24 protein-coding genes and 2 pseudogenes are annotated in these 25,644 nt (G+C 68.1%); 15 read left to right on the top strand and 11 right to left on the bottom strand.

Annotated elements, in window-relative coordinates; genetic code table 11:
• The first annotated feature begins 3 nt into the window (after nucleotides 1-3).
• Nucleotides 4-1,815, top strand: coding sequence for a hybrid sensor histidine kinase/response regulator AtsR (atsR, locus tag ACTJKF_RS13505; protein WP_440624027.1), 1,812 nt, complete (start codon nucleotides 4-6; stop codon nucleotides 1,813-1,815).
• A gap of 82 nt (nucleotides 1,816-1,897) precedes the next feature.
• Here the strand turns inward: atsR and ACTJKF_RS13500 are convergent.
• Together ACTJKF_RS13500 and ACTJKF_RS13495 are read right to left on the bottom strand one after the other, a co-directional pair.
• Nucleotides 1,898-2,318: pseudogene (locus ACTJKF_RS13500) on the bottom strand (secondary thiamine-phosphate synthase enzyme YjbQ).
• Nucleotides 2,319-2,328: 10 nt separating this feature from the next.
• A complete protein-coding gene (locus ACTJKF_RS13495; protein ID WP_440624026.1) occupies nucleotides 2,329-2,655 on the bottom strand; it encodes a thioredoxin family protein in 327 nt (108 codons plus the stop codon).
• 486 nt (nucleotides 2,656-3,141) lie between these two features.
• On the opposite strand from ACTJKF_RS13495, the gene ACTJKF_RS13490 reads away from it, so the two are divergent.
• From ACTJKF_RS13490 to ACTJKF_RS13460, 7 genes are all read left to right on the top strand, one after another.
• Complete coding sequence (locus ACTJKF_RS13490) at nucleotides 3,142-3,474, top strand: DUF2322 family protein (RefSeq protein WP_440624025.1); 333 nt, start codon at nucleotides 3,142-3,144, stop codon at nucleotides 3,472-3,474.
• A 6-nt stretch (nucleotides 3,475-3,480) separates the two neighbouring features.
• Nucleotides 3,481-4,341 carry a hypothetical protein gene (locus ACTJKF_RS13485; protein WP_440624024.1) on the top strand — a complete coding sequence of 287 codons (861 nt, stop codon included), beginning with the start codon at nucleotides 3,481-3,483 and terminating at the stop codon, nucleotides 4,339-4,341.
• 516 nt (nucleotides 4,342-4,857) lie between these two features.
• On the top strand, nucleotides 4,858-5,145 hold the full coding sequence (locus tag ACTJKF_RS13480; RefSeq protein WP_440624023.1) for a helix-turn-helix domain-containing protein: 288 nt from the start codon (nucleotides 4,858-4,860) through the stop codon (nucleotides 5,143-5,145).
• 350 nt (nucleotides 5,146-5,495) lie between these two features.
• Nucleotides 5,496-6,896: an MFS transporter gene (locus ACTJKF_RS13475; RefSeq protein ID WP_440624022.1), complete on the top strand. Its 1,401-nt coding sequence runs from the start codon at nucleotides 5,496-5,498 to the stop codon at nucleotides 6,894-6,896.
• Nucleotides 6,897-7,220: 324 nt separating this feature from the next.
• A complete protein-coding gene (nirB, locus tag ACTJKF_RS13470; protein ID WP_440624021.1) occupies nucleotides 7,221-9,671 on the top strand; it encodes a nitrite reductase large subunit NirB in 2,451 nt (816 codons plus the stop codon).
• A gap of 35 nt (nucleotides 9,672-9,706) precedes the next feature.
• Entirely contained in the window at nucleotides 9,707-10,105 is a 399-nt protein-coding gene (locus ACTJKF_RS13465; RefSeq protein WP_440624020.1) for a nitrite reductase (NAD(P)H) small subunit, read from the top strand.
• Nucleotides 10,102-12,939 (top strand): nitrate reductase, encoded by a 2,838-nt coding sequence (locus tag ACTJKF_RS13460; RefSeq protein ID WP_440624019.1) that lies wholly within the window; start codon nucleotides 10,102-10,104, stop codon nucleotides 12,937-12,939. Before ACTJKF_RS13465 ends, ACTJKF_RS13460 begins: the two co-directional genes overlap by 4 nt.
• Nucleotides 12,940-13,017: 78 nt before the next feature.
• On the opposite strand, the gene ACTJKF_RS13455 is transcribed toward ACTJKF_RS13460, so the two are convergent.
• Together ACTJKF_RS13455 and ACTJKF_RS13450 are read right to left on the bottom strand one after the other, a co-directional pair.
• Complete coding sequence (locus tag ACTJKF_RS13455; protein WP_440624018.1) at nucleotides 13,018-13,587, bottom strand: hypothetical protein; 570 nt, start codon at nucleotides 13,585-13,587, stop codon at nucleotides 13,018-13,020.
• 219 nt (nucleotides 13,588-13,806) lie between these two features.
• Entirely contained in the window at nucleotides 13,807-14,265 is a 459-nt protein-coding gene (locus tag ACTJKF_RS13450; RefSeq protein ID WP_006749370.1) for an Lrp/AsnC family transcriptional regulator, read from the bottom strand.
• 125 nt (nucleotides 14,266-14,390) lie between these two features.
• Here ACTJKF_RS13450 and ACTJKF_RS13445 point away from each other — a divergent pair, with 125 nt between their 5' ends.
• From ACTJKF_RS13445 to surE, 3 genes are all read left to right on the top strand, one after another.
• Nucleotides 14,391-15,128, top strand: coding sequence for an AzlC family ABC transporter permease (locus ACTJKF_RS13445; protein WP_440624016.1), 738 nt, complete (start codon nucleotides 14,391-14,393; stop codon nucleotides 15,126-15,128).
• Nucleotides 15,118-15,420 carry an AzlD family protein gene (locus ACTJKF_RS13440; protein WP_440624015.1) on the top strand — a complete coding sequence of 101 codons (303 nt, stop codon included), beginning with the start codon at nucleotides 15,118-15,120 and terminating at the stop codon, nucleotides 15,418-15,420. Before ACTJKF_RS13445 ends, ACTJKF_RS13440 begins: the two co-directional genes overlap by 11 nt.
• 194 nt (nucleotides 15,421-15,614) lie before the next feature.
• Nucleotides 15,615-16,394, top strand: a complete 780-nt coding sequence (gene surE, locus ACTJKF_RS13435; protein ID WP_440624014.1) for a 5'/3'-nucleotidase SurE — start codon at nucleotides 15,615-15,617, stop codon at nucleotides 16,392-16,394.
• A 124-nt stretch (nucleotides 16,395-16,518) separates the two neighbouring features.
• Here the strand turns inward: surE and ACTJKF_RS13430 are convergent, their stop codons facing one another.
• From ACTJKF_RS13430 to ACTJKF_RS13410, 5 genes and pseudogenes are all read right to left on the bottom strand, one after another.
• Nucleotides 16,519-17,340, bottom strand: coding sequence for an SDR family NAD(P)-dependent oxidoreductase (locus ACTJKF_RS13430; RefSeq protein ID WP_440624013.1), 822 nt, complete (start codon nucleotides 17,338-17,340; stop codon nucleotides 16,519-16,521).
• 34 nt (nucleotides 17,341-17,374) lie between these two features.
• Nucleotides 17,375-17,842 carry a cupin domain-containing protein gene (locus ACTJKF_RS13425; RefSeq protein WP_440624012.1) on the bottom strand — a complete coding sequence of 156 codons (468 nt, stop codon included), beginning with the start codon at nucleotides 17,840-17,842 and terminating at the stop codon, nucleotides 17,375-17,377.
• A gap of 128 nt (nucleotides 17,843-17,970) precedes the next feature.
• Nucleotides 17,971-19,194, bottom strand: coding sequence for a Zn-dependent hydrolase (locus tag ACTJKF_RS13420; protein ID WP_440624011.1), 1,224 nt, complete (start codon nucleotides 19,192-19,194; stop codon nucleotides 17,971-17,973).
• 87 nt (nucleotides 19,195-19,281) lie between these two features.
• Nucleotides 19,282-20,634, bottom strand: coding sequence for a pyridoxal phosphate-dependent decarboxylase family protein (locus ACTJKF_RS13415; RefSeq protein ID WP_440624010.1), 1,353 nt, complete (start codon nucleotides 20,632-20,634; stop codon nucleotides 19,282-19,284).
• A gap of 20 nt (nucleotides 20,635-20,654) precedes the next feature.
• Nucleotides 20,655-20,891 (bottom strand): annotated as a pseudogene (locus tag ACTJKF_RS13410) (ArsR/SmtB family transcription factor); the annotation flags it as partial.
• Between the two features lie 202 nt (nucleotides 20,892-21,093).
• Between ACTJKF_RS13410 and ACTJKF_RS13405 the strand changes: the two are divergent.
• Complete coding sequence (locus ACTJKF_RS13405) at nucleotides 21,094-21,570, top strand: N-acetyltransferase family protein (RefSeq protein ID WP_440624009.1); 477 nt, start codon at nucleotides 21,094-21,096, stop codon at nucleotides 21,568-21,570.
• 118 nt (nucleotides 21,571-21,688) lie between these two features.
• Here ACTJKF_RS13405 and ACTJKF_RS13400 read toward each other — a convergent pair whose 3' ends face one another.
• Both ACTJKF_RS13400 and ACTJKF_RS13395 read right to left on the bottom strand, forming a co-directional pair.
• Nucleotides 21,689-22,108, bottom strand: a complete 420-nt coding sequence (locus ACTJKF_RS13400) for a type II toxin-antitoxin system VapC family toxin (protein WP_440624008.1) — start codon at nucleotides 22,106-22,108, stop codon at nucleotides 21,689-21,691.
• Nucleotides 22,105-22,374: a type II toxin-antitoxin system prevent-host-death family antitoxin gene (locus ACTJKF_RS13395; RefSeq protein ID WP_440624045.1), complete on the bottom strand. Its 270-nt coding sequence runs from the start codon at nucleotides 22,372-22,374 to the stop codon at nucleotides 22,105-22,107. Before ACTJKF_RS13395 ends, ACTJKF_RS13400 begins: the two co-directional genes overlap by 4 nt.
• Before the next feature lie 25 nt (nucleotides 22,375-22,399).
• Between ACTJKF_RS13395 and ACTJKF_RS13390 the strand changes: the two genes are divergently transcribed.
• The 3 genes from ACTJKF_RS13390 to ACTJKF_RS13380 all read left to right on the top strand — a co-directional run bounded on the left by ACTJKF_RS13390 (nucleotide 22,400) and on the right by ACTJKF_RS13380 (nucleotide 25,430).
• Entirely contained in the window at nucleotides 22,400-23,404 is a 1,005-nt protein-coding gene (locus tag ACTJKF_RS13390; protein WP_440624007.1) for a hypothetical protein, read from the top strand.
• A gap of 152 nt (nucleotides 23,405-23,556) precedes the next feature.
• Nucleotides 23,557-24,141 carry a DUF4410 domain-containing protein gene (locus ACTJKF_RS13385; RefSeq protein WP_440624006.1) on the top strand — a complete coding sequence of 195 codons (585 nt, stop codon included), beginning with the start codon at nucleotides 23,557-23,559 and terminating at the stop codon, nucleotides 24,139-24,141.
• Nucleotides 24,142-24,620: 479 nt separating this feature from the next.
• Nucleotides 24,621-25,430 (top strand): prolipoprotein diacylglyceryl transferase family protein, encoded by an 810-nt coding sequence (locus ACTJKF_RS13380; protein ID WP_440624005.1) that lies wholly within the window; start codon nucleotides 24,621-24,623, stop codon nucleotides 25,428-25,430.
• The last annotated feature ends 214 nt before the right edge of the window (nucleotides 25,431-25,644 follow it).

Genomic DNA, 25,644 nt, shown 5'->3' with positions numbered 1-25,644 from the left:
GGCATGATGCGCGGGCGATGGAAGAACCGAAAGATCATCCTGGTCCTGGGATCCCTGTGGATCCTGGGATTCGCCGCGTGGGCATTCCTGCTGTGGGACCTGCTCGCGACGTCGGTCAACGAAGGCGTGCTCGAAGGCCCGCGTGAAGGCGTGTTCTGGACCGCCGCGCAATACCGCAACGTCTACACGCGTTTCGACCGCCAGCTGATCCTCTACGCAACGCACGTCGACGACGACTTCGACCACGTGCAGACGCAGCTCGACAGCCTGTCGGTGTCGTTCGGATTCCTGCAGCGGCCGTCGGAGGTATCCGAATACTGGTTGCGCATTCCGCGCGCGCGCGCCCAGATCGCGATGCTCGGCGCATTCATGGCGCGCCTGAAGCACGATGTGCCGCTGCTGCGCGGTGCGCCGAACGGCGCGCAGCGCGTGATCGACGAGGTCGATGCGTACTGGCCGAAGGTCAACGGCCTCGCGAACGACTTCCGCGCGATCGAGATGGCGCAGCGCGACTTCACGTTCCATCAGCTGAAGGAAAAGCAGCGGGCGATCCTGTCGCTCGGCATCATCCTCGGCGTGATCCTGTGCGCGCTGTTCCTGCTGCTGTTCTATACGATGCGCACGCGCGACGACCTGCTCGAGCGGCAGGACGCGGCGCTCGATGCGGAGCGCAAGGCGTCCGATCGCGCGTTCGAGATGATCGAGGCGAAGAACGCCTTCCTCGGGATGGTCAGCCATGAATTGCGCACGCCACTGCAGGCGATCTGCGGATCGATCGAGATCCTGCTCGCGCGGCCGCAGTCCGACGCGAACCTGAAGACGATCCGCCGGTTGCAGAATTCCGCGTCGTCGCTGGAAGCACTGGTCAAGGACCTGACCGACTACATCAAGTTGCGCTCGACCAAGCGTCTCGCCGAAGCCGAAGCCGTCGGCATGGCGTCGCTGCTCGCCGAGGTGCTCGATCCGCTGCGCGAGAAGATCGCGGCCAGGCGGATCGACATCGCGCAGCGGGTCGAGCCGCACGACCTCGCGATCCGCTCCGATCGCAAGCTGTTGCGGCAGGTGCTGTCGAACCTGATCGAGAATTCGGTGAAGTACACGACCGACGGCTCGATCGACATCTCGATCATGCTCGTCGCCGCACCGGCCGGCCGCGAGTTGAAACTCGTCGTGCGCGATACGGGCGCCGGCATCGCGAAGCAGCATCTGTCGAAGATCTTCGAGCCGTTCTATCGCGCGAACGACGCGGTCGGCCTGCATGTCGACGGGATCGGGATGGGGCTCGCGGTCGTGCGCGAGATCGTGACGACGCTGCGCGGCCATGTTGACGTGCGCAGCACGGTCGGCGAAGGCAGCGAGTTCATCGTGACGCTGCCGGCCGAGGTGCCGGATGCCGGCGAAATGACCGGCGACGTGCCCGCGTGGCCGGCCGCCGCCGCGCAGCGCAATCGCCGCGCGCTCGTGGTCGACGACAACGACAACGCGCGCGAAACGCTCGGTGCGATGCTGTCGGCGCTTGGCGTCGACGCCGATCTGTGCGGCACCGGTCACGAAGGTGTCGCGCGTTTCGGCGACGCGCATTACGACCTCGTCGTGCTCGATCTCGAGCTGCCGGACCTGAGCGGCTTCGAAGTCGCGCATCGCATCCGGGCAGTCGCGCAGCCGGACGACGATGGACGGTTTCCGTCGATCCTCGGCGTCAGCGCGTACGAATCGGCCGCGCTGCGCGAGAACCAGCGGGTATTCGACGAATTCCTGCCGAAGCCCGTTCACCTGCGCGAACTCGGCGCGCTCGTCGAGAAGCTGCTCGGCTGAACGCGGTTGCGAGAGTGCCACGCGGCGAGCGCCTGCCTGCTCGTTCGCGTGCCGGCGTTTCGGCGTTTCGGCGTTTCGGCGCTTACTCGCCGATCAGATGCAGCACGATGTCACGCCGATGCGCGGCGCGACGATGCTCGAACAGATAGATCCCTTGCCAGGTGCCAAGCACCATGCGCCCGTGCTCGACCGGGATCGACAGCTGCACCTGCGTGAGCGCGGTGCGCAGATGCGCGGGCATGTCGTCGGGCCCTTCCGTGTCGTGCTCGTAGCGCGTGTCGTCCTCGGGCGCGAGCGTCGCGAAGTAGCGTTCGAGATCGCGCTGCACCGACGGGTCGGCGTTCTCCTGGATCAGCAGCGACTGCGGACGTATGGCGGCAGAACACGGTCAACAGCCCGGTGCGGATCGTCTGCTGGTCGACGAACGCACGCACCTGCGGCGTGAATTCGATCAAGCCGCTCCCGCGTGTTTCGACGCCGAGGTGCGTGATGGCCTGTTGCATGATCGCAACCTCAGGCGAGCGCGGCGAAGCCGTCGGCTTCGATCTGCTTCGCATCGGCGGGACGCACGACCCGTGCGACTTCGACCCCGTCGCGCAGGAACACCAGCGTCGGCCACAGCTTCACGCGGAACGAACGGCCGAGCGGCCGGCCCGGGCCATCCTCGATCTTCAGGTGCCGCACGGCCGGATGCGCGGAGAACGACGCGACGATCGCGGGCTGCGCGCCCGCGCAGATCCCGCACCAGTTCGTGCCGAATTCGATGACGGTAGCACCGGCCAGTGCATCGACTTCCGCGCGCGTCGGCGCGTTGGCGGTGTAGCGTTCCTGTGTGTCCATCGGAGCCCTCGTGTGCAGTTGCGGTAAGGGGCCGCCGCATGCCGGCACGGGCGGCGTGCGTGACCTGATTGCCTACTCTAGCGGAAAAGCGCGGGCGATGCCGGCGCGGTTCGGAGCGCGCGTAGCGATCGGGTTGGCGCAGGACCGCGCGGCCCGGATCGGCCGGCAGTACCTGCGTCACGGCTCGGCGACTTCCGCGAACGCGCGACGGGACTCTCTCGACCCGTTCGCGCGTCGGCTAGCGCTCCCACACGACCGGCTGTCCGAGCGCGGCCCACTCGCCCGCATACGGTCAGGAGTTCTATTTTGTCAGAGTCATCGACCACGGTATTTCATGATGACGTATTGCACAAGGTGCCGGCTCCCCACCCATCGTCATATCGATCTCCGCCATCCTGGCGAGCCGCAGGCGGCGCGGGGGGCACGTTGGCCGATCGGATAAGATACGGGCCGATTGGCCCATGACCGAACCGACGGAGTGTTTCAGTGATTCAACCGACCCAAGTATTCAAGGACAACCTCGCGCAACTGCCGGCCATCGACGGTATCGCGCGCATCGATCTCGTCGGCCCGAACGGCGACGTGGTCGCCAGCATCGAGAACCAGCCGGGCAAGCAAGGCTCGCTCGCGGTGTACCACTACCTGAAGCAGGCATTCGGCACGCTCGATGCGAAGGCTGCCGAGCACGGCCTCGCCGTGTTCGCGGAACACACCGCCGACGCACGCAACCGCCCGGGCGCGCATCCGAACGTCGATCGTCTGCTGGCGATCGTCGACGGTGGCGATGCGCTGCGGATCGACGTGATCGCGAAGGGCTGAGCCCACGTGCGGCGCATCGCTGCCCGGCCGTTTGCCCGCCGCGGCGCATCGCTCGCGGCACTCGCGTGCGTCGTGCTCGGCGGGGCGGCATCGGCCGAGACGCTGCGCACGGCTTCCGATATCGACGGCGCGTCGCTGGTTCGGCTCGGCGCGCTGCCGCGCTCGCCGGAGAACGGCGCGCTCGACGCGTTTTGCGCGCAATATCGCGCAAAAATTGCCACCGCGGCCGGCCGCGACGTCGCGAAGCTCGGCTGGGTCGTGACGTCCGAGGCGCCGCTCGGCCGCTATACGGTCGTCACGTTCACGAGTGGGTTCAAGCCGGGGACGAGCGCGATCTGCTTTGCGCGCCATGCCAACGTCGGCGTCTTCGACGGCACGACGCTCGTCGCGCTCGGCTATACGACACACGCGGCCCGCTGGCAGCTCGGCTCGGTGGAGCCGCTGGAAAGCGGCGCGCTGCTGGTCTGGGGCGGCGATGGTCCGGCGGCACCCGTGGGCGAGCTGCGCGAAGAGCATGGCGGCTTGCGGCTGACCGCGGTCGCCGCGGAACGCACGTACTGCCACGGCCGTGCGGTCGTGCCCAACGTGTACGGCAAACCGCTCGACCAGGCGCGCAGGATCCTGATCTCGCATGGCTGGCAACCGCTGCCTCCACACGACAAGCCGGACCCGATGGACGGCGCGGCGACGCTCGCGAAGCACGGGATCATCGAAGCCGAAGCATGCTCGGGCACCGGCATGGGGTATTGCGCGCTGCGATATCGGAGCGCGGCCGGCGTGCTCGGCGTGACGACGGTCGGCGGCGAGCCGGACACGCCGTCGGCGAATACCGTGATCGATCATCAGGTGGCTTGCAGGAAACAGTAGTCGGCGTGTGCGCGTCGGCGCATGCGCTCGATTTGCGCGTGACGGCCTGGCGTACGTCTCCCGGCGCGCCGAAAACGGCGTGCATCCGTTGGCGACCGGCTGCGCCGGCGCAGCGAATCGTCAGCCGATCGGTCAATTGACCCGCTCCGAACACGCTCCCAAACTGACCCCCTATTCACGCCGCTCCGGCACAAGGGGACTTCCATGATCGATCTCTCCACGGCGGTGGTGGGACGGAATTGACCTTGCCGGCGCTTCCAACCTGCGCCGGGACCGAATCGCACACGTCACCTCGTTCAGGTCGCCCGAACCTGGTCCGATACCGCCTTCCTGATCGTCTTCCCCGACAGCCGTAACGACGCTTCGAACGTCCGCCCGGCCGCCTGCATCCATAGTCGCGGTCGGACATCGCACTTGCCCGAACATAACATATTTGTTACTGTGTAGCTTAACTCGTATGAAAGACGCCGCGGAAAGAACTGGAAATCGCACGCCGTCGACTCAAGGAGGTTCAAGATGGCAACGTATAAGGAACTGCGCGAGCGTGCCTTGTCCAACCCCGAGGTGCGCGCCGAGTACGAACGACTGAACCGCGAAGAACTCGCACTGCTCGACGTGATGCTGGCCGCCCGGCGAGATGCTGGCCTGTCGCAAGCCGAGGTGGCGGAGCGCATGGGGACGAAAGCACCGGCCGTGACGCGACTCGAGCGCGCGCTCGCAACGGGCCAGCATTCACCGTCCATCGATACGCTGCGCAAGTACGCGGCAGCGTGCGGCAAGAAACTCGTGATCTCGTTCGCTTGATTCGCCGTATCCGGCCGGCCGCCGTTCGAGCGGCCGGCGGTCGCCGCCGTCGCTCCCCCCCATCCCCACCACCCTGCCCAATCACCGATAGCACCCCGAATCATCCCGGTGCATCGCCGCACCGGCACCGCGCCGCGCGCACGCCGGCAGTGCCGCGCGCCCCGCGTCGCACCGATCGCCGCGGATCCCCCAACGCCCGCTCCCGACAAGGCCCGGCGCCGCATGCGTCGCCATCTGTCGCTGCCTGGCATACATATTGCCAACGAAGACCTGACGCCGCGACGCGGCGCCCTCCGATGTTCCGACCGATCCCGCCGGTGTCCGACCGGCAATCCGCCGAGGTCTTCACCATGACGCGTTTGCGCACCTCCCTGCAGAGCGGCAACTGGCGCTCGCTGCTCGCGTGCTTCCTGTATTTCGACACCGGCTTCACCGTCTGGGTGCTGTACGGCCCGCTCGCGCCGTTCATCGGCAAGGACATCGCGATGTCCGCGGCCCAGCAGGGCTTTCTCGTCGCGGTGCCGGTGCTCGCCGCCGCGATCCTGCGCGTGACGCTCGGCAATCTGTATCAATCCGCGAACGGACGCACGATCGCGTTGATGGGCGTCGTGCTGTCCGCATTGCCGGCCATCGTCCTGCCGTGCGTGCCCGGCACGCCGTCGTATGCGCTGCTGCTCGTGCTCGGCGTGTTGCTCGGCATGGGCGGCGCCAGTTTCGCGGTGGCGCTGCCGATGGCCGGCAGCAGCTATCCGCCGAAAGTGCAGGGGCTCGTGCTCGGTCTCGCCGCGGCCGGCAACATCGGCGCGGTGCTCGACGGCTTCATGTTTCCGCACATCGCGGCCGCCGTCGGCTGGAAGCTGTCGACCGCCGCCGCACTGCCGCTGCTCGCGATCGCCGGCCTGGCGATTGCCGCGTGGGCCGACGATCGCGGCGAGAAATCCGGCAGCGTGCCGCGTGCGCTCGGTGCCTTCGCGATCACGCTCGCGGGCCTCGTCGCGCTGGTCCTGGCCGTGCACGGCGGCCTGTTCGGCACCGGCAAGACCGGCGTGCTGCTGTTGCCGGTGATGGGCGCGCTGCTCGCGATCGCGAGCCTGCCCGCGCGCTACCGCACGGTGCTCGCCGAGCGCGATACGTGGGTCATCATGCTGATCTACAGCATCACGTTCGGCGGCTTCGTCGGGATGTCGTCATACGTGACGCTGCTGCTGACGTCGCTGTACCAAATGTCGAAGATCGACGCCGGCCTGTTCATGTCGCTGCTCGCGTTCCTCGGCGCGATCGTGCGGCCGCTCGGCGGCTTCATCGCCGACCGCGTCACCGGCGTCCGCGCGCTGATCGTGCTGCTCGCCGCGATCGCCGTCGCCGATTTCGCGTTCGCCGCGTGGATGCCGCCGCTGGCGGGCGGCATTGCGTTGCTGATCTGCCTGTACGTCGCGTTCGGGCTCGGCAACGGCGCGACCTTCCAACTCGTGCCGCACCGCTGGCAGGGCAAGACCGGCCTGCTGTCCGGCATCGTCGGCGCCGCGGGCGGCATCGGCGGCTTCTATCTGCCCGTCGTGATGGGCATCGCGAAGGAAAGCACCGGCAGCTATCAGCTCGGCTTCGTCACGTTCGGCGCGCTCGCCGCCGGTGCGTGCGGCGCCCTCGTGTGGCTGCGTGCGCAATGGCTCGGCTGGGCCATGCCCGCCGACGCGCGCCCGGCCGGCATGCCGGCCATGCCCGCGCACGGCGTCACGCAGGTCGCCGAGTGAGCGCCGCCACGGGCCGGAACATCGGCCCGCGCAACCGGCGCAGCCTGCGTGACGAGCGCAATGCCGGCGGCGCCGCACGCGCGCCGCCACGCACCTGCGACGGGAAACCGCTGACGAATCGACCGTGACCGACTTCGCGACCGACCCCGTGCACCGACTTGCATTGCGATGCACCAATGTAGGCCGTGCCGCGCATACGCGCGGTGCGCACCAACCTGCACGCAACGCACCGGGCCGCGCCCCGGCGCGATTGGCATGCCGCTTGCTTTTTGTCTCCTTGACACGCAGGGCGACCTGCACGCTCAAGGCCAAGGAGACGTCGGTATGCGGAAGTTGAAACTGGTGATGGTCGGCAACGGTATGGCGGGCGTCCGCACGCTCGAGGAACTGTTCAAGCTGGCCCCGGATCTGTACGACGTCACGGTGTTCGGTGCGGAGCCGCATCCGAACTACAACCGGATCCTGCTGTCGCCGGTGCTCGCCGGCGAGCAGACGCTCGAGCAGATCGTCCTGAACGATTACGCGTGGTACGAGCAGCATGGCGTGACGCTGCTGACCGGCCGCAAGGTCGTGAAGATCGACCGCGTGCGCCGGGTCGTGATCGCCGACGACGGCACCGAGGCGCCGTACGACCGCCTGCTGCTCGCGACCGGCTCGAACCCGTTCATGCTGCCGATCCCCGGCATCGGGCTCGACGGCGTGCTCGGCTATCGCGACATCGCCGACACGCAGGCGATGATCGATGCGTCGTCGCACTATCGCCGTGCGGTCGTGATCGGCGGCGGGCTGCTCGGCCTCGAAGCCGCCAACGGCCTGAAACTGCGCGGCATGGACGTCACGGTCGTCCACCTCGCGCCGACGCTGCTGGAACGGCAGCTCGACGCCACCGCGGGCGAATTGCTGCGCAAGTCGCTGGAAGCGCGCGGCCTGGCTTTCCTGATGTCGAAGCAGACCGCCGCGCTGGAAGCCGACGGCCCGGACGGCACGCGCGTGCGCGCGGTCCGCTTCGCCGACGGCGATTCGCTCGACGCCGATCTCGTCGTGATGGCGATCGGCATCCGGCCGAACACCGAACTCGCGGAAAGCGCGGGGCTCTACTGCAATCGCGGCGTCGTCGTGAGCGACACGATGCAGACCTACGATCCGCGCATCTACGCGGTCGGCGAATGCGCGAGTCATCGCGGCATCGCGTACGGGCTCGTCGCGCCGCTGTTCGAGCAGGCCAAGGTCGCGGCGAACCATCTCGCGGAATTCGGCATCGGCCGCTATGCCGGCTCGGTCACGTCGACGAAGCTGAAGGTCACCGGCATCGATCTCTATTCCGCGGGCGACTTCCTCGGCGGCGAAGGCACCGAGGACATCACGCTGTCCGATCCGCTCGCGGGCGTCTACAAGAAGATCGTCGTCAAGGAAGACCGGATCGTCGGCGCCTGCCTGTACGGCGACACGGCCGACGGCGCGTGGTACTTCAAGCTGCTGCGCGAGGGCCGCAACATCGCGGACATCCGCGAGACGCTGATGTTCGGCGAGACGAGCCTCGGCGACACCGGGCACAGCGGCGTCACGCACGCGGCGGCGATGCCCGACACCGCCGAGGTGTGCGGCTGCAACGGCGTCTGCAAAGGCACCATCGTCAGCGCGATCAAGGAGAAGGGGCTCTTCACGCTGGAGGACGTGCGCAAGCACACGAAGGCGTCCGCGTCGTGCGGTTCGTGCACGGGCCTCGTCGAGCAGATCGTGATGTCGACGCTCGGCGGCGACTATTCCGCGTCGCCGAAGGCGAAGCCGGTCTGCGGCTGCACCGACCGCACGCACGCGGAAGTGCGCACGGCGATTCGCGAGCACAAGCTGCTGTCGGTGCCGGCCGCGATGCACTTCCTCGAATGGCGCACGCCGAACGGCTGCTCGACCTGCCGCCCGGCGCTCAATTACTACTGCATCAGCACCTGGCCGCATGAAGCCACGGACGATCCGCAATCGCGCTTCATCAACGAACGCGCGCACGCGAACATCCAGAAGGACGGCACCTATTCGGTCGTACCGCGCATGTGGGGCGGCGTGACGACCGCCGACGAGCTGCGCCGCATCGCCGACGTCGTCGACAAGTATGCGATTCCGACCGTCAAGGTCACGGGCGGGCAGCGCATCGACCTGCTCGGCGTGAAGAAGGAAGACTTGCCGGGCGTATGGCACGACCTCGGAATGCCGAGCGGGCACGCGTACGCGAAGGCGCTGCGCACCGTGAAGACCTGCGTCGGCTCGGAATGGTGCCGCTTCGGCACGCAGGATTCGACGCTGATGGGCCAGCAGCTCGAACGCGCGCTGTGGCGGATGTACGCGCCGCACAAGGTCAAGCTCGCGGTGTCGGGCTGCCCGCGCAACTGCGCGGAATCGGGGATCAAGGACGTCGGCGTGATCGGCGTCGATTCCGGTTGGGAAATCTACGTCGGCGGCAACGGCGGGATCAAGACCGAGGTCGCGCAATTCTTCTGCAAGGTGAAGACGCACGAGGAAGTGCTCGAATACGCGGGCGCCTTCCTGCAGCTCTATCGCGAGGAAGGCTGGTATCTGGAGCGCACCGTGCACTACCTCGAGCGCGTCGGCCTCGACTACGTGAAGGCGCGCGTGCTGGACGATGCCGGCAACCGCGCGGCGCTGTGGGAACGCCTGCAGTTCGCGCTGAAGGACGAGCCTGATCCGTGGCACGACACCGACGACGCGCAGGTCGACCTGCGCCAGTTCACCCCGATCGCCGTCGAGACGGCCGGCCGCTGACGCGGCCGTCACTGCCACCGCCAGGAAGCCCTACGATGACCACTTTCGAACCCGACTGGATCGCAGTCTGCCGGATCGACGACATTCCCCCGCTCGGCGCGCGGGTCGTCAAGCGGACCGAAGGCGCGCCCGTCGCGCTGTTTCGCACCGCGGGCGACCGCGTGTTCGCGCTGCTCGACCGCTGTCCGCATCGCGGCGGCCCGCTGTCGCAGGGGATCGTGCACGGCGAACAGGTGACGTGTCCGCTGCACGGCTTCAACGTCGCGTTCGGCAACGGCTGCGCACTGCCGCCCGACGACGGCTGCACGCCCGTGTTCAGCGTCGCGTGCGACGGCGACGCGGTGCTGCTCAGGCGCAGCGAACTCGCGTCGCTCGCGATCGGCGACGACGCATCCGGCGCACCCGCGTGCACCGAACCGGGACACGCTGCATGACGGAACTGGCGGCAGCACTCGATCGCGACGCGCACGCCGACGCGGACCTGCGCGAAACGCATTCGACCTGCTGCTACTGCGGTGTCGGCTGCGGCGTGATCATCCAGACGCGCGGCGACGGCGACGGACAACGCAGGATCGTCGGCGTGCGCGGCGACCCCGATCATCCGGCGAACTTCGGCCGGCTGTGCTCGAAGGGCAGCACGCTGCACCTGACCGCCGCGCCCGAGCGCTATGCGCAAACGCGTGCGACGCATCCCGAACTGCGGCACGTGCGCGACGCGGCGCGCACGCGCGTGTCGTGGGACGACGCGCTCGACCACGTCGCCGCGCGCTTCGCCCGGATCGTCGAGCAGCACGGCCGCGACGCGGTCGGCTTCTATGTCTCCGGCCAGTTGCTCACCGAAGACTACTACGTGTTCAACAAGCTCGCGAAGGGCTTGATCGGCACCAACAACATCGACTCGAATTCGCGGCTGTGCATGAGCTCGGCCGTGGTCGGCTACAAGAAGTCGCTCGGCGCGGACGCGCCGCCGTGCAGCTACGACGACCTCGAACACGCGGGCACGGTGCTGATCGCCGGCGCGAACCCGGCGTTCGCGCATCCGATCCTGTACCGCCGGCTCGAAGCCGCGCGCGAGCGCAATCCGGCGATGAAGGTGATCGTCGCCGATCCGCGCCGCACCGATTCCGCGAGCGACGCGACGCTGCACCTCGCGCTGCAGCCCGGCACCGACGTCGCGCTGTTCAACGCGATGCTGCACGTGCTGGTGTGGGACGGGTCACTCGACCGCGCGTTCATCGACGCGCACACGAACGGCTTCGACGCGGTGCGCGACAGCGTGCGCGAATGGTCGCCGGCGGTTGCGGCGCAAGTCTGCGGGCTGCGCGCCGACGACATCGTGACCGCCGCGCGCTGGTTCGCCGACGGCCCGTCGCTGTCGCTATACTGCCAGGGGCTGAACCAGTCGGCGGACGGCTCGCACAAGAACGTCGCGCTGATCAACCTGCATCTGGCCAGCGGCCAGATCGGCAAGCCCGGCGCGGGGCCGTTCTCGCTGACCGGGCAGCCGAACGCGATGGGCGGCCGCGAAGTGGGCGGGATGGCGACGCTCGCGTCCGCGCATCGCGATCTCGCGAACCCGGACGATCGCGCCGAGATCGCGCGCCTGTGGGGCGTCGACGACGTGCCGGCGCAGCCCGGCCTGACGGCGGTCGAGATGTTCGACCGGCTCGCCGCGGGCGAGCTCAAGGCCGTGTGGATCGTCTGCACGAACCCGGCGCATTCGCTGCCGAACCAGGCGGCCGTGCGCGCGGGGCTCGCCCGCGCAGAATTCGTCGTGCTGCAGGACGCGTATGCGCATACCGGTACCGCACCGTATGCCGACGTGCTGCTGCCGGCCGCCACGTGGGGCGAGAAGGAAGGCACCGTCACCAATTCGGAGCGGCGCATCTCGCGCGTGCGGGCGGCCGTCGAACCGTACGGCGACGCGCGCGCGGACTGGCGGATCGCCGCCGAGGTCGGCCGGCGGCTGGAGGCCCGGCTCACGCCGGGCCGGGCCACGCTGTTTCCGTATGCGGACACGGAAGCCGTGTGGAACGAGCATCGCGCGACGACCGCCGGGCGCGATTGCGACATCGGCGGACTGTCGTGGCCGCGGCTCGAGTCCGACGGCCCGCAGCAATGGCCGTTTCCGGCGGGCGCGCCGCACGGTGCCGCGCGCCTTTACGCCGACGGCCGGTTTCCCACGGCCGACGGCCGCGCCCGTTTCATCGCGACCCCGTACCAGCCGGTCGCGGAGCCCGTCGATTCGCGCTTTCGCTTCGCGCTGACGACCGGCCGCTTGCGCGACCAGTGGCACGGCTGCAGCCGCACGGGCAGCGTGCCGAAACTGTTCTCGCATGCCCCGGCGCCGAGCGTCGACCTGAACCCCGCGGACTGCGCACGCCTCGGCATCGGCCCGCACGACTTCGTGCACCTGACGTCGCGCCGCGGCAGCATGCTGCTGCCCGCGCGTGCCGACGACGCGATCTTGCCCGGACAGGCGTTCACGCCGATGCACTGGGGCGACGAATTCGTGTCCGGCGTGGCCGGCAATCGCATCGGCGCCGGCGTCAATACGGTGACGTCCGCCGCGCTGGACCCGCACTCGCGTCAGCCGGAACTGAAGCACGCGGCAATCAAGTTGCTGAAGGCCGACCTGCCGTGGCGCTGGCTGATCGCCGCACGCCTGGCCGCAGACGAACTGCTGGCGCGGCAGCGCGACGTGCGTGCGCTGTTTGCGCGATTCCCGTACGCGAGTTGCGTGCCGTTCGGCGACGACGCCGGCGGCGGACTCGCATGGCGCGCGGCGGCCTACGAGCCGGTACCGATCGAGTTGCAACGCGAAGTCGAGGCACTGCTCGGCCTGCCCGACCATGCGATCGACGTGATGAGCTACGGCGACGCACGGCGCGGCACCGCCCGCCGCATACGCGTGGTCGACGGTGCGCTGACGGCGTTTTCCGTGTCGGGCGCGGCCGGCGCAACCGAGGACAGCGCCGCCGTGCTGCGCGACTACGTCGACAGCGGCACCGGCGTCGGCGCGATCGGCCGGATGCTGTTGTTCGCCGGGCGCGTGCCGTTGCAGGCGGCGCCCGCACGTGGCCGCGCGGTCTGCAATTGCGTGGGCGTCAGCGAGCGCGAGATCCGTACGGTGTTGTCGGCGTGCCCGGCAGGCGCGACGCCGGCGGAGCGGTTCGCCGGCTTGCAGGCACAACTCAAATGCGGCACGCAGTGCGGCTCGTGCGTGCCCGAGCTGCGGCGGATGAGTGCGGAGGCGGTCGTGTCGTAGCGGGCTCACGCGAGAGGAGCAATCCGCGCCGCCGGGTAGCGAATTCCGCTACCGATGCCCCGAGCGCGTGCGCGAGCGTCAGCGATTGGCGCCGAGCGCGACGCGCAGCCGCTCCATCAGCCGCGTGTAATGCCGCACCACGTCGTCCTTCGACACGACGTCCGCGGTCGAGAACCGCTCGGCCCACGCCGGCTTCCATTCATACGTACCGTGCACGCTGCGGTCGCCGTCCGGCGCCTGGATCAGCGAACGGATCCGCGCATCGCGCCCCGGCCCCGTATGCATCTCGAACAGCGCGTGGATGAACGTGTGATACGCGTCGTACACGTCGTCGTCGAACAGGTAGCGGTAGATGTGAAACGTGCGGTCGAGTTCGCGCTTCGCGCGGATCACGTCGTCCGGCGAGATGTCCTTCCAGTAGCCGATCCACGTGTAGAAACACAACAGCGCATTGAGCTGCGGCGCGACCGTGTCGTACAGCGTGAGCCGCTTCTCGATCAGCCGCTGGTTGGTCCACTGCACGAGTTCGAGCCGCTTCAGCCGGCGCGCGACGAGCCAGCCGAGACACGCGACCGACAAGGGCGTCAGCACGCCGAGCACGAGCTTGACGATTTCCAGCGAATTCCACGGCGTGTTGAATGGCTGCATGAAAGGCTCGACAAGAGAAATGCACCGCCGGGCGGATCGCATCGCGCGCTGCGCGCGGGTGCGCCGTTCGCCTCGCGGTTGACCGTTAGTTGCTTGCACATCGATGTCGCGCCGTGCTGCCACCGGTGCACGGCAAAACGGCGGGTTCCGTCAGTGTATCGGGCGATTGTCACCGGCCGGTGACCACGGGCCGGATCGTCGTGACGGCCCCGCGCCGCGTTACGTCGGCAGCGCCGACGTGAGCTTGACCTTCTGCATCGGGATGTCGGTCTTCACGCTCAACACGCCCGGAATGCGCGTCAGGGTCTCCATCTGGAAGCGCCGGTAGTCGTCGATGTCGGCCGCCACCACGCGCAGCAGGAAATCGCAGTCGCCGGCCATCAGGTGGCATTCGACCACTTCGGGCATCTGCTGGACCGCGTCGGCGAAGCGGTTCACGGATTCCGCGTCCTGCCCCTTCAGCCATACGCGCGTGAAGATCGTCAGCCCCTTGCCGACCTTCGCCGGATTCAGCACGGCCACGTATTTCTCGATCACCCCCGCCTCCTCGAGCAACCGCACGCGCCGCAGGCACGGCGACGGCGACAGCCCGACCTCGTGCGCGAGCTCCACGTTCTGCATGCGGCCGTCGCGCTGCAGCGCGCTCAGGATCCGGCGGTCGATAGCGTCAAGCTTCATTGGCATCCAATTCCAAAAAAATCGTGAATCATGCGTTCAATGCCAAATTCTCCGCAAGATCTGGCCACAACGCAACCCGATTCGAGTCAAAAAAGCAGACAATCCTACTCCCCTAAGGAGGAGTAATGAGCAGTAGCGTTTCAACGTCGTCCGGGCTTCGCGACAAGCCCGCCTATGTCGCCGAGATGGGTCGCGGATTGCGCGCGGCGCTGCCCGTCATGCTGGGTTTCGTGCCGTTCGCGCTCGTGCTCGGCGCGCAAGCCGCGCAAAAAGGGCTGAGCCTGTTCGAGGTCCCGATGATGACGGGCCTGAACTTCGGCGGCGGTTCCGAATTCGCGGCGATCCATCTGTGGACATCGCCGCCGCACATCGCGCTGATCGTCGCGATGTCGTTCCTCGTGAATTCGCGCCACATCCTGATGGGTGCGGCCTTCGCGCCCTATATCCGGCGCCTGCCGCGCCGCCGCGCATTCGCCGCGCTGTTTTTCATGTGCGACGAAAGCTGGGCGATGTCGCTCGCCGACGCCCGCTCGCGCTCGGCCACGCACATCAGCGCCCCCTATTACGCGGGCATCTGTAGCGGGCTCTACCTGACCTGGATCTCGATGACCACGCTCGGCGCGGCGGTCGGCCCGACGATCGGCAACGTCGAGCAGTACGGCTTCGACATGGCGTTCACGGCCGTGTTTCTGGTGCTGCTGCGCGGGATGTGGAAAGGCATGCGCACGAGCCGTCCGTGGTTCGTGAGCCTCGTCGTCGCGGCGGCCACGCATCTGGCGCTGCCCGGCGCGTGGTACGTCCCGGCCGGCGCGTGCGCGGGCCTGATCGCCGCGCTGCTGTGGGAGCCGCGCGATGCTGCCTGATTTCGCGACGGTGGCGACCATCGTGCTGATGGCGTCGACGACCTACCTGTCGCGCGTGCTCGGCTACGTGCTGCTGCGCAACCGCACGCTGAGCCCGCGGATGGCGTCGGTGATGGAGAACGTGCCCGGTTGCGTGCTGATCTCGGTGATCGCACCGGCGTTCGTGTCGACGCGCCCGGCCGACCTGCTCGCGCTCGCCGTCACGCTGATCGCGGCGACGCGCCTGTCGATCCTGCCGACCGTGATCGTCGGCGTGGTGTCGGCCGGCGTGCTGCGGCATGTGCTCGGGTAACGCGGATACGCGGTTGCGGCCCGCTGCACGGGCGGCAGATGAACCAGGGAACGGGCGCGCGATGCGCCCGTTCTTGCATGTGCGGGCCGCGCGCGGCGTGGCTCGGCACGACACGCGTCACGACGGAATGCTAGCCTTGCGGGTGTACCCGCGATGCCTTTCCCTCTGATTGCCACCCTGCGAGGATCGTCCCGATGCAAGAAACCCGCCCGCTGTTCGACCGCGTCCTGCTCACCAACGACGACGGATTCGACGCCCCCGGCCTTGAAGTGCTCGAACAGGTCGCCACGCAACTGGCGCGCGAAGTCTGGATCGTCGCGCCGGCGGAAGACCAGAGCGGCACGTCGCATTCGCTGAGCCTGCACGAACCGCTGCGCGTGCATCGCAAGGGCGAGCGCCGCTTCGCCGTGCGCGGCACGCCGGGCGATTGCGTCGCGATCGCGGTCAGCCACCTGATGAAGGGCGCCCGGCCCGACTTCGTGCTGTCCGGCGTGAATCGCGGCGCGAACCTCGGCACCGAAACGGTGTTCTCCGGCACGGTCGGCGCCGCGATGACGAGCATGCTGGTCGGCGTGCCGGCGATCGCGCTGAGCCAGGCGTTCAGCGACCGCAACGCGGTGCCGTGGAATACGGCGCTCACGCATGCGCCGGACGTGATTCGCCGGCTCGTCGAAGCCGGCTGGGACAGCGACGCGTGCCTCAACGTGAATTTCCCGCCGCGGCCGGCCGACGGCGTGCGCGGCCTGAAGGTGACGAACCAGGGCGCCGGCACGCTGCAGGGTGTCGACATCGTGTCGGGGCGCGATCCGCGCGACCTCGAATACCACTGGCTGAAACTGACGCGCGCACCGCGCGACGACGATGCGGATTCGGAAACGGTCGCGCTCGGCGAAGGCTATGTCGCGGTCACGCCGCTGAAGTTCGAACGCACGCATGATCAGGCGCTCGCGCGGCTGCGGTCGAATCTCGGCTGACTCACGAGATCGCTGAACGGGGAAATCGACAGGCAAAACCGGCAGGCGGCGGCGCTGGCGCGCATGACGCCGGCACGAGGTCGCCGCGCCGGCTCACCGTACCGGCCGCACCGGCCGCGCCCCGTCACGTCAGGTTCATTCCCCCGTCGAGCATCACGATCTCGCCCGTCACGTAATCGGACGCGACGAGCATCGCGACCGTCTGCGCGACGTCCTCGGGCGTCGCCGCGCGGCGCATCGGCGCACGCTCGCGCCAGAGCTGCTGCGCGCCGGTCCAGTCGGCGGTCAGCGGCGTATCGACGAGCCCCGGCGCCACCGCATTGACGCGGATCGCCGGCGCGAGCGTGCGCGCGAGCAAGCGCGTCGTGTGATTGAGCGCCGCCTTCGCCGCCGCGTACGGGATCGACGCGCCTTTCGGCCGCACGCCCGCATGCGAGCTGACGTTGATCACACACCCGGCGCGCCCGCTCGACGCCGCTTCGAGCAGCGCGGACTGCGCTTCGGCGACGAGCCGGAACGGCGCGATCACGTTGATCTCGTGCATCTCGCGCCACACGTCGGGCGTCGCGGCGGCGAGATCGTCATGCGGAATCACGCGGCTGACGCCCGCGTTGTTGACCAGCACGTCGAGCCGGCCGTGCACCGCGAGCGCATCGCGGATCAGGCGCACGCGCTGCGCATCGTCCGCGAGATCGGCCTGCACGTAGGCCGCGCCAAGTTCGCGCGCCATCGCGCGGCCCGTGTCGGCGGAACTGCGCGAATGCAGGATCACCGCATAGCCGTCCGCCGCCAGGCGTCGCGCGATGGCCGCGCCGATTCCCGACGTCGATCCGGTGACGAGCGCGACCGGCCGCTGCACGCGCGATGCGCGCGGCTCGGCGACGGTTTCGGTTTCAGGTTCCGTTTCGGCAATCGGGGCAGTCATCGGCGGATGCGGCGTGTCCATGGCGGGGAATCCTGTCGGTGAGATTCAGCCGGGATTATGGCTGCTTCGGCAAATCGACGAAGTCTTCGAGTTCGCCGGCGACGTAAAGCCGCTTGCCGCTTCGCGGGTATTCGCACACGTCGTGTTCGAGCCGCTGGCCCATGACCAGCATGTGAAGCGGCGCATCGCTCGTGTTCTCGAGCACGTGTGCTTCGCCGCCGCGCGGGAAGCCGAGGAAGTCACCCGGCCCGACGTCGTGACGACACGCTCCGATCGTCACCGTGCCCGTGCCGGACAACACGTACACGCATTCTTCTTCGTACAGGTGGCGGTGATACTCGGACGACTCGCTGCCCGGCATCAGCGTGAGCAAATGCGCACCGATTTGCGTCAGGCCGGTCAGGTCGCTGAGTTGCTTTTTGAGGCGAACGGCATGGGGATTCAGCGAATGCACCGCGCGCGTCGGTTCCATCTTGGCGATATCGGCGGCTTTCAGCAATTCCCGGGGAGGTGTCGTGGACATGGGGATCTCGTGAGCGTGAATGCATCGATCGAATGCGCCGCCCGGGCGCCGCGCGGCGCGCATGCCGCGTTATTGTCCGACATTTTCGCGCAGACGAGAAAGGCGGATGCGCACGCCGCCCCGCACCGCTACCGTGCGCAATCGGCCAGCAGGTTCGCCAGCACCGACGCACCTTGCGCAAGGTGTACCGGATCGGCATCCTCGGCCTCGTTGTGGCTCAGTCCGGCCTTGCACGGGACGAACACCATCGCGCTCGGCGCGACGTACGACAGGTTCACCGCGTCGTGCCCCGCGCCGCTGCACATCTCCATGTACGCATAGCCGGCGGTGGCCGTCGCCTGCCGCACGCGCGCGATGCAATCGGCATCGAACACCACCGGCTCGTATTCGGCGATGGTCTGCACCTGCACTTGCGTGCCGCGCAGCGGGATGCGCTCCCGGCAGATCGCGTCGATGTCGGCGACGAGCTGCTGCAGCGCCGGTCGCGACGGATGACGCACGTCGACGCTGAAACGCACCCGGCCCGGAATCGTACTCGGCGAATTCGGCTGGCACGCGACATGGCCGACCGTCACGCGCGCATCGGCATCGAACGCGTGCCCGTGATCGACGATCGCGGCGATCATCGCCGCCGCCACGCCCATCGCGTCACGGCGCACGCTCATCGGCGTCGTGCCCGCATGCGACTCGAAGCCCGTCACCGTGATGTCGAGTTCGTAGATGCCCTGCACGCCCGTCACCACGCCGATCGGCACACCGGCGTTCTCGAGCACCGGCCCCTGTTCGATATGCGCTTCGAAATACGCCTTCGGCATCTGCCGCTCGCGCTCGCGGCCGGCGAAGCCGGTGCGCGCGAGTTCGTCGCCGAGCCGCACGCCCGTCTGCATGCACGGCCGGGCGAGCGCGACATCGAGCTCCAGCGTGCCCGCATAGACGGCCGAGCCCATCATGCCCGGCGTGAAGCGCGAGCCTTCTTCGTTGGTCCACGCGACGATGTCGATCGGATGACGCGTGACGACACCCTGCTCGTTCAGCGCACGAATCGCCTCGAGGCCGGCGAGCACGCCATAGACGCCGTCGAAGCGGCCGCCGAGCGGCTGCGTGTCGAGATGGCTGCCGCACATCACGGCCGGCGCGTCAGGCTGCGTGCCGGACCGGCGCGCGAACACGTTGCCGATCGGATCGATGCGGACTTCGCACCCGGCTTCCTCGCACCAGCGGATGAAGCGTTGCCGGCCGAGCACCTCGTCGGCGCTCAGCGCGAGCCGGCAGCTGCCGCCGCGCGCGGTCGCGCCGATCGTCGCCATCTCCATCAGCGAATCCCACAGCCGTTGCTGGTTCACGAGAATCATCGCGACCGCTCCTCCTGAAAAACTGCGAGCATATATCGGCGGCCGCGTCGGGCAAAGACGGCGGCCATGGACGGCAATCGCCGCCGGTCAACCCACGTGCACGCCGCGCAGCTTCGTCAGCAACGCGACGAGACGATCGATGTGTTCGTCCTCGGTGCGCCACGACGACACGCTGATCCGGAACGCCGGCCGCCCCTGCCACACGGTCTGCCCGAACCACACGTCGCCCGAATCCTGCGCGGCCTGCAGGATCGCGAGGGTCTCGTCGTCGGTGCCGGCGCGCACCAGCACCTGGTTCAGCACCACCCGGTTCAGCACGTCGTAGCCTGCCGCGCGCAGGCCGTCCGCGACGCGCTGGGCCTGCGCGCAATGCCGCTCGACCATCGTCGCCACCCCGGCGCGGCCGAGCGCACGCAGCGCGGCCCACACCGGAATGCCACGCGCCCGCCGCGAGAATTCGAGGTTCAGGTTCTTCTGCGCGTCGTGCGCGCCGCTCAGGTAGACGGCATCGCTGTTCATCGCGGTCGCGAGCGCGGCCGCGTCGCGGCAGATCACCATCGCGCCGTCGTACGGCGTGTTCAGCCACTTGTGACCGTCGGTGGTCCAGCTGTCCGCGCCGTCGATGCCGTCGGTCAGCGCGCGCTTCGACGATGCGCGCGCCCACAGCCCGAACGCGCCGTCCACGTGCACCCACGCGCCGGCGGCCTTCGCGGGCGGCATCAGCGCCGCGAACGGGTCGAATTCGCCGGTGTTCACTTCGCCGGCCTGCACGCAGAGGATCGTCAGGTCGTCGAGCGGCGGCAATTGCGCGGGATCGATGCGGCCATGCGGGTCGACCGGCGCGACGACAAGACGCTTCATCCCGAAGCCGAGCACGCGCAGCGCCTTCTTCACCGTAATGTGCGCGAGCTCGGAGAGCACGACCTTGACCTCGGGCGCGCCGATCAGGCCGTCCTCGTCGACGTTCCAGCCCTTGCGCGCGAGCAGCGCACGCCGCGCGGCGACCAGCGCGACGAGCGTGCAGGCCGTCGCGCTCGTGCCGAAACCGACCGCGCTGCCTTCGGGCAGTCCGAGCACGTCGACCACCCAGCGCGCAGCCTGCCGCTCGATCGTCGCGGCCACCGGCGAATTCGCGAACGAGGACGCGCACTGGTCCCACGCGAGCATCAGCCGCTCGGCCGCCGCCGCGGCCGGCAGCGTCGCGCCGATCACAAAACCGAAGTAGTTCGGGCCGTTCGACGCGACGGTCGCGGGCGTGCCGCGCGCGTCGAGCAGGCGCAACCCGTCGCCGGCCGGGTAGCCGGTGTCGGGCAGCGGCTCGTCGAAGGCGGCCAGTCCGGCGAGCGCGGCCGCGTCGGGATACGCGCGCCGTTCGTTCGTGGCGGCGAGATAGGCGTGCGCGCGCCGGTCGGCGTCGGCCAGCAGGGCGAGTTCATCCATGTCGATTGCCTCGGTGCGGATCAGCGTTGCAGGAGCTCGCGGCCCAATTGATGCAGCGCATCGTCGACCCGCTTGTAGTACGTGAACTTGCCGACGCGCGTCGCCTGCACGAGCCCGGCATCCGCGAGGATGCGCATGTGGCGCGTGGTCGTCGCCGGCGCGATGCCGAGCTTCTCGGCGATGTAGGTGCAGCACACGCCGAGTTCGTCGAAGTCGCCGTGCGGCTGCGGCGGGACGTGCTGGCGCGGCTGCGACATCCGCGTGGCCGCGTGGCCGCGTGCGGCCCCGCTTCGCGCTCGAAGGTCGACAGCAGCACCGCGTAATCCATCGTGGCGCCAGAATGGGTAGGTTTCATGGGTCTACACATGGTGCCACGAACTTTCTATCGTAGCGGTCTACACGCGTTTCCGGCCGCGCCGGCAACGCTTCATTCCATCCATCCTCGAGAGGTTCGCGATCGTGAACGCTACCGACACCGGCCTGACCGTGCGCCCCGTGCGCGACGACGATTTCGACCACTGGCTGCCGCTGTGGGACGACTACAACCGCTTCTACGGCCGCTTCGGCGACACCGCGCTGCCGCGCGAGATCACCGAGCTCACGTGGTCGCGCTTCTTCGACGGCGACGAGCCCGTGCACGCGCGTGTCGCGGAACGCGACGGCCGGCTCGTCGGGCTCGTGCACTTCCTGTATCACCGCAGCACGACGCTCGTCGGCCCGACCTGCTATCTGCAGGATCTGTTCACGCTCGACAGCGAACGCGGCAAGGGCGTGGGCCGCGCGTTGATCGAAGCCGTGTACGACGCGGCGCGGCAGCAGCGCGCCGAACGCGTGTACTGGCAGACGCACGAAACGAATCACACGGCGATGCGGCTTTACGACACCGTCGCGGAGAAAACCGGGTTCGTGATCTACCGGAAGGTGTTGCCGCGCTGAATGTGATGTGCGAGACCGCGCCGGGATGGATTCAAGTGGACGATCCGATCGCGCTCCCAACGGCGAAGCGGGAACGTGCGAATCCGCGTCCTGTTCGTCAGCGGGATGGAAGAGTCGCTCAATCCCACGGGTTCACGATGGCGACACCGGTTTCGACAAAGTCGGCCACATTACGCGTCACGACCGTCATGCCGTGCACGAGCGCAGTCGCAGCAATGAGCGCGTCCCGCTCGGAGCGTCGATCGGGAACATGGAGCCGCGCACATCGTTGAGCAACCGCAGTATCGACCAGCAGCACGCGGCCTGCGAACTCGGGAAGGACATGCCCGTCCAGCCATGTCCTGAGAAGCGCGCCCTGGACCGAGTCTCGACGTTCGATCTGCAAAACACCGGTCTCCAGCTCCATGATCGTAATGGCCGAGACAAAAAGCGTCGACGCGTCGACGGACGAACTCCAGACCGCCACATTCTTGTCCGCCCGCCCTGCGCGCACCTTTCGGAGCTCCGAAACGACAGTTGTATCAAGAATAAACATCATCTGAAATCAGTCTCTTTGATCCTGATGTCCGCTCGCGGAGGATCAAACTCGACGTCCTCGACACCGGGCAAGGCCAGCGCATCGGCAATGTTGCGCCGTTGCCCGGTCAGGCGCTGGTATTCAGCGAAACTCAGCAACACATGAGCGGGTCTGCCACGATCCGTGATAAACACGGGGCCATCCTTTGGCTTGTGCGCAACCCTCTCGCGAGACCCGTTCCAACGTCCTAAAGTGACGAGAAACGACCTGCGTCGCCGTTGCGCGATGCGCACCCGATTTCGAGGAACGTCCATGCCGAGTATCGTCGCCGGTCCCGCCACGCTTCCACCGAGCTCCGTCGCCGCCGAAACGCGGATGGTGCACGACGTCGCCACGTTGCAGCCCTCCGACTACCGTTCCGCCGACGGTTCGTCGTGGGTCATCGCCACCATCACGCCGGCCGCGGACAGCGGCGCGAACGTGACCGGCACCACCTACTTCGATACCGCCAAACAGGAGACCGTCGCCGTGCCCGACGCGCGCCGGCGTTATGCGAACCGCGGCACCTGGCAGGTCGTCGCGAGTTCGAGCCCGTCGGTGCCGGCCACCGGCCGCTACGACTGGCTGACGCTCGCGTGGCTGCCGATCAACCGGCGGCCGCTGCCGCAGACGCCCGAGCATCTGTATTCGCCGTTCATTCACGGCGGCACGATCGTCTATCGCTGGAATCCGGATGCGCAAGGCGGCGAACAGTTCGGCAACGTGCGGATGATCTTTCCGGAATGGCAGCAGCAGGTGGCCGACGTGCTGCGCGCCGCGTCCGGAAACAACGCGCAAGCAGCGGCCGCTTCACCGGCATCGGCGCTCGATCGCGTGACGCAGGACGGCAACCCGATGGTGGCCGTGCTCGACTTCGGCGCCGCGCTGCACGAGGAACCGGCCGACCGGATCGCCGCGCGCCTGCCGGCATTGCTGCGTGCGAACGACCTGCGCGAAGTCTCGGCGATCGTATTTCAGTGCATCGCCGCATCGCGTGAAGCAGACCGGCCGCGCTTCGTCGAAACGATCAACGGGTCGATCTTCTCGATCGACGACCGGGCACGCCTGCTCGCGATCGCCTACGGCGCATTCGCGGCCGGCAAGGCGAAGCCGCGTCCGTTCAGCGATACGGCACAGACCGCACGCATCAACGACGTGTTCACGGCATTGAAACAGCGCACGTCGGCGCTCGGCATACCGGTCGGGCAAGGGTCGCCGTGGTACGCGTTCTTTACCGCGTATCGACTTGGCGCGGCGGTATCCGCCAACGGACGGTAATCGCACGTCAATCGCCGGCGCCGCGATGAATCCATGCGGAACCGGTTTTCGATCTTGCCCGTCTTTTCGACGAATTGAATCGAATCGTCCCGTGCTAGATTCACTCCCGGCCACCGAGCCCATTCCAATAACCTGAAATAAAAGACCAAACCATGAAATCTCTTTTCCGTCATGCCGCCCTGGCACTGGTTACGATTGGCTTTCTGTCGGGCTGCGCGAGCAGCGTGACACGCGATGCGAGCAATTCGGCGGGGGCCCCCGTGACCGCATCGACGACCCAATTCGGCACGAAACCCGTGATCGTGAAGGTCACGCTCGACGATGCCGCGCGGGAAGAGTTGAAAGACAACCTGAAGTTCGACGTGAAGCAACTGCAGGGGAAAATCGAAAGCGCACTGGACGCACGCAAACTGCTGGCAAAAGCGGATGCCACCGATGCGATGCACCTGAATGTCGAAGTCACCGGCATTCGCGTGCGGTCGAGCTTTTCGGCGGTCATGTTCGGCTTCATGGCGGGCAACGATCATGTCAACGGCAACGTGACGCTCGTCGATGCCGACAATCATCCGGTCGACCACTTCAAGGTGTCGGCATCGTATGCGCTCGGCGGCATCGCCGGCGTCGACAGCGTGCGCCTGGACTGGCTGTACGAGAAATTCACCGAGCAGACGCTCGCGACGCTCGATCCGGCAACCGCTGCGAAGCAGGCCGCCGCGGCACCGGACAAGAAGCTGTAAGGTCCGACGCGCCCGGCGGATCGCGGAATCGCCGCCCGCCGGGCGACAGTCGCCGTGCCCATCGTCCGGCGACGGTGCCCGTTGATCCAGCCGATTTGAATTCGATTGCGGCCGCGCCCACCGGCCGCCACCAGGCATTCACCACGCCCGCTCGCATGACGACAGAAAATCAGCCGCCCAGGGAAGAGCGGCCGTCAAGGAGCGATCCCGGAACGGGGTACCGGCGTACATCGTGTCGACGACCGGCATCGCGCCGACCATCGGCCCAGCCCGACTCACGCGCCGTCCGCATCGAAACGGCGGTGTCCTGATTACCGGCCAGCCCTCCGCGCGAAGTGCATCCGTCATATCGTCGGAGCCGAAACGCGCCGTTACCGCCGCAGCGGGAACCCCGCACACGATGTCGGGTCGAAACGCGACCTGACCGTCGACGGCGTCGCTTTCACCGATCGATCCTCCCTCCCCATCCTCTCGTTCCCATGTTGAGCATCGGTCCCTTCTCGATCCGCGTCGTCGCGGTAGCCGCCGCCGCGCTGCTGGCGTGGCTCGTCGCCCGCTTGATCCAGCGCCGCCCACCGGATGGCCAGCACAAGAGCGCGTCGAGCCTGATCCTCGACGTGCTGCTGCTCGGCTTGATCGCCGCACGCATCGGCTACGTCGCGCAATGGTGGCGCGACTATGCGGCCGCGCCGCGCTCGATCGTCGCGCTCGGCGACGGCGGTTTCGACTGGCGCATCGGCCTCGCAGCCGCGCTCGTGTTCACGGTGTGGCGGCTGCGCCGCCTGCCCGCGCTGCGCAAACCGGTGATGGCCGGCATCGTCGCGGGTCTCGCGGCCTGGGGCATCGCGCAGGGCACGCTGGCGACGCTGCAGCGCACCGCGCCGCCGTTCGCCGCGATGCAGCTCGAAGCGCTCGATGCGACGCCCGTGTTGCCGCAGCGCTTCGCCGGCAAGCCGGTCGTCGTGAACCTGTGGGCGACGTGGTGCCCGCCCTGCCGCCGCGAGATGCCGATCCTCGAACAGGCACAGCGCGATCATCCGGGCATCACGGTGCTGATGCTCAACCAGGGAGAAAACGCGCAGGCGGTGCGCGCGTTCCTCGAACAACAGGGGCTGCGCTTCGACAACGTGCTGCTCGATCCCTCGCTGCGCGCGATGCAGGCGTATGGTTCGCGCGGGCTGCCCACGACGCTGTTCTTCAATGCGAAAGGCGAACTCGTCGAATCGCACATGGGCGAGATTACTGCCGCGCGGTTGAAGGACGCCGTGACGCAGCGCTTCGGACAGTGACGCCTGCCGACGAGCTGCCGCCGTTATCGCCGGCGATCTGCTGGTCGCGCGCTCGCAGATTCACGGCATGCGCGGCGCGTTTGCGTTGATCGGGGAACGGGAAATCTCTGGACCGTGCGTGCCGACCGAAGCACTGGCGCGGGCGATGCGCGGCATTCGCGCGTGAGTTCGAACGCCATGGGCACGGGGCGAACGACGCGCTCGTGCGTCGCGC

The organism is Burkholderia sp. 22313, assembly GCF_052045245.1.
GTDB lineage: Bacteria > Pseudomonadota > Gammaproteobacteria > Burkholderiales > Burkholderiaceae > Burkholderia.
Note: the sequence above shows the minus strand (reverse complement) of the source record. Positions and strands in the feature narration are given on the sequence as shown.

Bases quoted from the DNA above. Each gene is read 5' to 3' on its own strand.
- atsR (WP_440624027.1), top strand. From the start codon at position 4: ATGATGCGCGGGCGATGGAAGAACCGAAAGATCATCCTGGTCCTGGGA.
- ACTJKF_RS13495 (WP_440624026.1), bottom strand. From the start codon at position 2,655: ATGGACACACAGGAACGCTACACCGCCAACGCGCCGACGCGCGCGGAA.
- ACTJKF_RS13480 (WP_440624023.1), top strand. From the start codon at position 4,858: ATGGCAACGTATAAGGAACTGCGCGAGCGTGCCTTGTCCAACCCCGAG.
- ACTJKF_RS13475 (WP_440624022.1), top strand. From the start codon at position 5,496: ATGACGCGTTTGCGCACCTCCCTGCAGAGCGGCAACTGGCGCTCGCTG.
- nirB (WP_440624021.1), top strand. From the start codon at position 7,221: ATGCGGAAGTTGAAACTGGTGATGGTCGGCAACGGTATGGCGGGCGTC.
- ACTJKF_RS13465 (WP_440624020.1), top strand. From the start codon at position 9,707: ATGACCACTTTCGAACCCGACTGGATCGCAGTCTGCCGGATCGACGAC.
- ACTJKF_RS13460 (WP_440624019.1), top strand. From the start codon at position 10,102: ATGACGGAACTGGCGGCAGCACTCGATCGCGACGCGCACGCCGACGCG.
- ACTJKF_RS13455 (WP_440624018.1), bottom strand. From the start codon at position 13,587: ATGCAGCCATTCAACACGCCGTGGAATTCGCTGGAAATCGTCAAGCTC.
- ACTJKF_RS13450 (WP_006749370.1), bottom strand. From the start codon at position 14,265: ATGAAGCTTGACGCTATCGACCGCCGGATCCTGAGCGCGCTGCAGCGC.
- ACTJKF_RS13445 (WP_440624016.1), top strand. From the start codon at position 14,391: ATGAGCAGTAGCGTTTCAACGTCGTCCGGGCTTCGCGACAAGCCCGCC.
- ACTJKF_RS13440 (WP_440624015.1), top strand. From the start codon at position 15,118: ATGCTGCCTGATTTCGCGACGGTGGCGACCATCGTGCTGATGGCGTCG.
- surE (WP_440624014.1), top strand. From the start codon at position 15,615: ATGCAAGAAACCCGCCCGCTGTTCGACCGCGTCCTGCTCACCAACGAC.
- ACTJKF_RS13430 (WP_440624013.1), bottom strand. From the start codon at position 17,340: ATGGACACGCCGCATCCGCCGATGACTGCCCCGATTGCCGAAACGGAA.
- ACTJKF_RS13425 (WP_440624012.1), bottom strand. From the start codon at position 17,842: ATGTCCACGACACCTCCCCGGGAATTGCTGAAAGCCGCCGATATCGCC.
- ACTJKF_RS13420 (WP_440624011.1), bottom strand. From the start codon at position 19,194: ATGATTCTCGTGAACCAGCAACGGCTGTGGGATTCGCTGATGGAGATG.
- ACTJKF_RS13415 (WP_440624010.1), bottom strand. From the start codon at position 20,634: ATGGATGAACTCGCCCTGCTGGCCGACGCCGACCGGCGCGCGCACGCC.
- ACTJKF_RS13400 (WP_440624008.1), bottom strand. From the start codon at position 22,108: ATGATGTTTATTCTTGATACAACTGTCGTTTCGGAGCTCCGAAAGGTG.
- ACTJKF_RS13390 (WP_440624007.1), top strand. From the start codon at position 22,400: ATGCCGAGTATCGTCGCCGGTCCCGCCACGCTTCCACCGAGCTCCGTC.
- ACTJKF_RS13385 (WP_440624006.1), top strand. From the start codon at position 23,557: ATGAAATCTCTTTTCCGTCATGCCGCCCTGGCACTGGTTACGATTGGC.
- ACTJKF_RS13380 (WP_440624005.1), top strand. From the start codon at position 24,621: ATGTTGAGCATCGGTCCCTTCTCGATCCGCGTCGTCGCGGTAGCCGCC.